This is a genomic window from Pseudomonas sp. (assembly GCF_037994325.1).
GTDB lineage: Bacteria > Pseudomonadota > Gammaproteobacteria > Pseudomonadales > Pseudomonadaceae > Aquipseudomonas.
The window spans coordinates 1-5,269 of record NZ_JBBNAH010000508.1 but is presented as its reverse complement, the minus strand read 5'-3'; the positions used below and the strand labels follow the sequence as shown (position 1 = coordinate 5,269).

General features: G+C 61.3%; 4 protein-coding genes. 1 reads left to right on the top strand and 3 read right to left on the bottom strand.

Annotation, left to right across the window (positions count from 1 at the left end; genetic code table 11):
* The 3 genes from AAAB16_RS17140 to AAAB16_RS17130 all read right to left on the bottom strand — a co-directional run.
* Positions 1-2,022, bottom strand: a 2,022-nt coding sequence (locus tag AAAB16_RS17140) for an AsmA family protein (protein WP_340664409.1), incomplete at its 3' end; no start/stop codon positions are given.
* A gap of 139 nt (positions 2,023-2,161) precedes the next feature.
* Positions 2,162-3,259, bottom strand: a complete 1,098-nt coding sequence (locus AAAB16_RS17135; protein WP_340664408.1) for a fatty acid desaturase — start codon at positions 3,257-3,259, stop codon at positions 2,162-2,164.
* A gap of 10 nt (positions 3,260-3,269) precedes the next feature.
* Complete coding sequence (locus tag AAAB16_RS17130; protein ID WP_340664407.1) at positions 3,270-4,355, bottom strand: iron-sulfur cluster-binding domain-containing protein; 1,086 nt, start codon at positions 4,353-4,355, stop codon at positions 3,270-3,272.
* Between the two features lie 173 nt (positions 4,356-4,528).
* Between AAAB16_RS17130 and AAAB16_RS17125 the strand changes: the two genes are divergently transcribed.
* Positions 4,529-5,158: a TetR family transcriptional regulator gene (locus AAAB16_RS17125; protein ID WP_110615676.1), complete on the top strand. Its 630-nt coding sequence runs from the start codon at positions 4,529-4,531 to the stop codon at positions 5,156-5,158.
* Positions 5,159-5,269 lie beyond the last annotated feature (111 nt).

The following is a 5,269-nucleotide window of genomic DNA, read 5'->3' as shown; positions in this document are numbered from 1 at the left end:
CTCATTGACCTGATCGCCGCCACCACTGGGCGCCACCAAGGCCACCAATCCGGCCACGGGCGCAACGATAGCCCCCAGCGCCAGCATGCCCGCACCGCGCGCCAGCAAGGGCACGGTCTTCACCCCGGCATCCGGCTTCTTGAACGTGCCACGTACATACAGCGGTGAGCGCAGAGAAATAATCCGCACACCTTTGGATTCGGGGTCGATGGTCATATCCAGCTGTTCAGTTTTGAAGTTGGCGGTGCCATCGACATGGATCAACGCATTCTCGGTATCGAACACCACCAGGCGCGTGGTCAGCAGACCGTTTTTGACACCCATGTCGGCAGCGGCGCAGTTGATCCTCACGTCTTTATCGCCAAACAGTTTGCCGACCACATAGTTGCCGACGTTAAGGCCGGCCAGCTCCATCAGCTCGCGGCTGACGGCACCGTCGTTGATCAGCATGCGCACATCGCCATTTGAAGAGCCCAGTAGCGCCGCCACGGAATTACCGCTGCCACTCAGCTCGACATCACCATTGAGCGCGCCAAAGCTGGTGCGCATCGGTTCAAAGGTGGGAAACAGCTCTTTGAGTTTGAAATTGCGTGCGCTGAGTTTGGCCGCGCCCTGCAACGGAGTACGGCTGCCGTCGAGGCGAATGGTGGCGTTTAGTTGCCCACCCGCTACGCCGAAACGCAGCGGCTCCAGGCTAAGCGTGCCGTCGTCGAGCACGACGTGGGCGTTAAGGTCGGTAAAGGGCAGCTTCTCGCTGTGGACGATGCGTTTGCCGGTGAAGTTGACGTCGGCGTCCATGGCGCGCCAGCGCTCAGTGCGGAATTCATCGACCGGCAAAACCTTGTCGGCCGGTTGATTACTGACCACGCCACGGGCTTTTTTCTCGCTCTTGGAATCGGCGCCAATCAGCGGCGCGAGGTCGGCGAAGCGCACTTGGTTAGAGGTCAGCGCGCCGCTTAATTTGGGGCGCGGCTGGCCGGCCACGTAGCTGAGGTCGCCATGGATATCGCTGTCGCCAATCGAGCCGTTGAACTGCTCGTAGTGAAACTGCATACCGGCCGGGTCACGCAGTTGCGCACGCAGGTGGCCATCGGTGGCGTAAGCCGGAGTGTCGGGCAAGGTGACGCCAGTAAGCGGGTAGAGATTGCCCAGGCTGGTGCCCGCCAGTTGCAGGCGCAGGTCGAGGGCACCGAAGTTTTTCGGGTCGGTCAGGGTGCCGGCCAGGGCGATTTTAGTGGTGCCAATTTGCACGTTGGCCTGGACCGGGAATGGCTGGCTGCTGTCCTGCAGCGCCAGCAAACTACCAACCTTGCCGGAGCCATTTAAGGCCTGGCCTTTGTATTGCCCCTTAAGCTGCCAAGCGAACGCGTAGTCCTGCGGCAACGCGCCTTTTTCGGCGGTTTTATCGGCGTCTGGTTTACCGACGATTTCCGCGAACGGCACCGGTTTGCCCAGCGGGTCGACTACCAGTTCGATCTGGGTTTTCAGGCTTTGGTCGTCAAGCTTGACCTGGCCTTTGTCGAAGCCGATGGCGCCGATATCCAGGGTCCACGGCGACTCGGATGGCGGCTCGTTGGGGTCGCTGGGTTTCAGGGTAAAGGTCCAGCTATTGCGGCCATCGGCCAGGCGCTCGAGGTTGGCGCCAGGGGCGGTCAGGTCGATACGCGGAATGCTCACGGTGCGCCACAACAGCGGCACGGGGGATAAGCGCAGGTCCACGCGTTTGAGCGTGACCATCTGCGGGTTCTTGGCCCAGTCCGGGTTGGCCAAGGTGATGTCTTGCGCAGAGATATGCGGCCACGGCACCCAGGCACGCAGCCCCGGCTCGTCGGGCTCGCGGGCCCACTGCACGGCCAGATTGCCAGTGATGGCGAAGGGGCGGCCGAGCTGCTCGGAGACGGTGTCATTGATAGTCGGCTTCAGCCGATTCCAGTCAAAGGTAGCAATCACCACAATCAGGATCGCCACCAAGGCCATAACAACGGCCAGGCTCCAGAGCACAATCTTACGGGCCAACGTCATCCACACCTCTCCCTAAACCACAGCCCCCGGCTTAATGCGACAGGGCCACCGCGGGGCGGGCGCCAGTATAACCAGGCGTGGTCGACGACCTGGCTTTAGCGCTTTATAGAGTTATCGACTTCGATACGGCGCAAATGATTCAACCTGTGGCGCTATCAATGGCCGCTGCCGTGCTGTTAGGCCGGCGGTAAATCCAGATGCGCCGCAGCACGGTGGCGAACTGCGCGCTAAGGCTGCCGCAGTTATAGGTTTGCCCATAGCGCCGAGCAATTTCGCGCACTTCCACGGCCATCGCTGCATAACGGCGGGCCGGCAGGTCGGGATACAGGTGGTGCTCAATCTGATGGCTCAGGTTGCCGCTGAGGATATGAAACAGCTTGCCGCCGCGCAGGTTGCTCGAGCCCTGGAGCTGGCGCAGATACCAATGCCCGCGACTTTCGTTGGCCACCACTTCGCGGGGGAAAACCGCTGCGCGCTCGGTGAAATGGCCGCAGAAAATAATCAGAAAGGTCCAAAGATTGCGCAGCAAATTGGCCACCGCATTGCCCGCCAATACAGCCAGCGCATTGGCGCCGAGCAACAACGCGAGCGCGGGGAAAAACAGGTAATCCTTAAACCACTGCCGACCTATCTTTGCGGCAAATACCTTCAGCAGCGGCTTGAGTTCGGCGCGGCTTATTTTGCCTTTGTAGACCTTGTCCAAACGCAAGTGCTGCACCGCCACTGAGTACTGAAACAACAGCGCCTGCACGGTTACCCACAGCGGTTGCCAACGGTAGAACGGTTTCCAACGTTGCTCAGGAAACAGGCGCACGACGCCGTAGCCGATATCGTCATCCATGCCCAGCACGTTGGTGTAGGTGTGGTGAATATGGTTGTGGGTATGTCGCCAGAAGTCCGAGGGGCCGGCGATGTCCCATTCGTAGGTACGGCCACTGAATTCCGGGTCGTTCATCCAGTCGTACTGGCCGTGCATCACGTTATGGCCCAGCTCCATGTTTTCCAGAATCTTGCCCAAGCCCAATAGCAGCGTGCCGAGTAGCCAGGTGGGGGGAAACCAGCCAAGCATCAGCAAGGCGCGGCCGGCCAAATTGAAAAGGCGGATAACGTTACGCAGGCGGCGGATATAACGGGCGTCCACCTCGCCCAAGTCGGCACGATGGCGGCGGCCGAGGTCGTCGAGTTCGGCGGCGAAGGCCTGCAGTTCACTGGCAGTCAGTTGGCGATCAGTACGCATAGGGTTCTCCTTAGATATCCACAACCACATCGCCCAGCGGCACGCTTACGCACAGGCGAATGGCCTGACCCGGCTCGCTTAGCACGGCACCGCTGCGCAGGTCGCGCACCGCGCCGCTTAGCAGCAGACAGGTGCAGCTGGCGCAGATGCCCTGACGGCAGCCATGGGCTGGGCGCAAACCGGCCGCCTCGGCTTGCTGCAATAGCGAGCTGGAACTGTCGCCAAGCACCTCTTGTTGGGCACGGGCAAAGCGCATCAGCAAAGGACTGTGGGCGGTTTCTCCAGTCAAGATGGGCGGGCTGAACGACTCGAATTGCAGCGGCGTTGTGGCTGCGGTATCGCCCCACCACTGCTGCACCGCCGCAACAAAACCTGAAGGGCCGCAGCTGAGCACGGCGGTGGCAGAACTGGCGCGCACATGCTCGGGGGCAAAGCGCCCCAACTGGCTGCTGAGCATCGGCCGCACCCGCAGGTTGCGGTATTGCTGCTGCAAGGCTTGCAGCTCGTGGGCGAAGGCCAGTTGGCCGGCGTCACGCACGTAATGCAGCACTTCCACCGGCGCGCTAAAGCCTTTTTGCAGCGCATGGCGCAACAGGCCGAGCAAGGGTGTCAGGCCACTGCCGGCGGCGAGCAACAGCACCGAGTCGGCCTGCTGCGGCCAATGCAATTCACCAAAGGGTTCGCCGACTTCAATGGCATCGCCGATGGCCAAATGATCCAGCAAGCGGTTGGACAGACGCCCACCCGGATGGCGCTTGATGGCGATCTCCAGGCTGCCATCGAGGTTTAGCGCCGTGAGGCTATAGCTGCGGCTAAGGCGCACGCCAGCCACCTGCAGATAAGCCTGAATATGCTGCCCGGCTTGCGCGCCACGCCAGTTGCCGTTGGGTAGCAGGGTCAGGGCGAGCATGTCATCGGCCACCCAACGCCGCGCGCTCAGCAGAGCAAATACGCGGTTGAGCCGCCACGCCGGATGCAAAAACGCCAATACGGCGTCAACACTGGCTTCACGCAACCAGCCATGGGCCACCAAATAGCGCAGCGGGGCCAGCAGGCGCGCACTGCGGCGCACCAGGGCGTAGGGAATTAGGGTCATGAAAGTTCCTGCGTGTCAGCACGATTCGGTGAACAACTGTTCACCAAACTGCCAGAGCAGGTCTTTTCAGTCAACACTCGTGCACTGAGCCAACATTAAGTGCCCCGGTTCGACGCCCGCCAAATGCATTTGCTAGAGTGCGCGGCAAACCACCGCAGGGAATCGCGCCACGCATGTCACCTCGTGCCGAACAGAAGCAGCAGACGCGCCAGGCGCTTCTTGATGCTGCGCGTTACCTGATGGAAAGCGGCCGCGGTTTTGGCAGCCTGAGCCTGCGTGAAGTCACCCGCCATGCCGGCATCGTGCCCACTGGTTTCTACCGGCACTTCAGCGACATGGATGAACTGGGCCTGGCCCTGGTAACCGAAGTGGGCGAGACCTTTCGCGAAGCCATTCGCCAGGTGCGCCACAACGAAATGCAAATGGGCGGCGTAATCGACGCCTCGGTACGCATCTTCCTCACCAACGTAGCCGCCAACCGCTCGCAATTTCTGTTTCTCGCCCGTGAGCAATATGGCGGCTCCAAGCTCGTGCGGCAGGCCATCGGCGCGCTGCGCGAAGGCATCACCGCCGACTTGGTCAGCGACCTGGGGCATATGCCCAAACTGCCGCACCTGGATGTCGCTGCCCAGGCGGTAATCGCTGACCTGGTGGTGAAAACCGTATTCGCCACCTTGCCCGAGCTGATCGACCCGCTGGCCAGCGAACTGCCCGAGCACCTCACCCCGCAAGCCAAGATGACGCAGCAATTGCGCTTTATCTTTATCGGCTCCAAGCATTGGCAGGGGCTCGGTAGCGTCTAGCCCTAGGGGGTGCTGTATGCATCACTCTATCGCCTGGCGCGCGTAGCACACGAAAGCTAACGCATATCCCCGTAGGGTGTGCTGTGCGCACCGTTGCGATCACCCTATAAC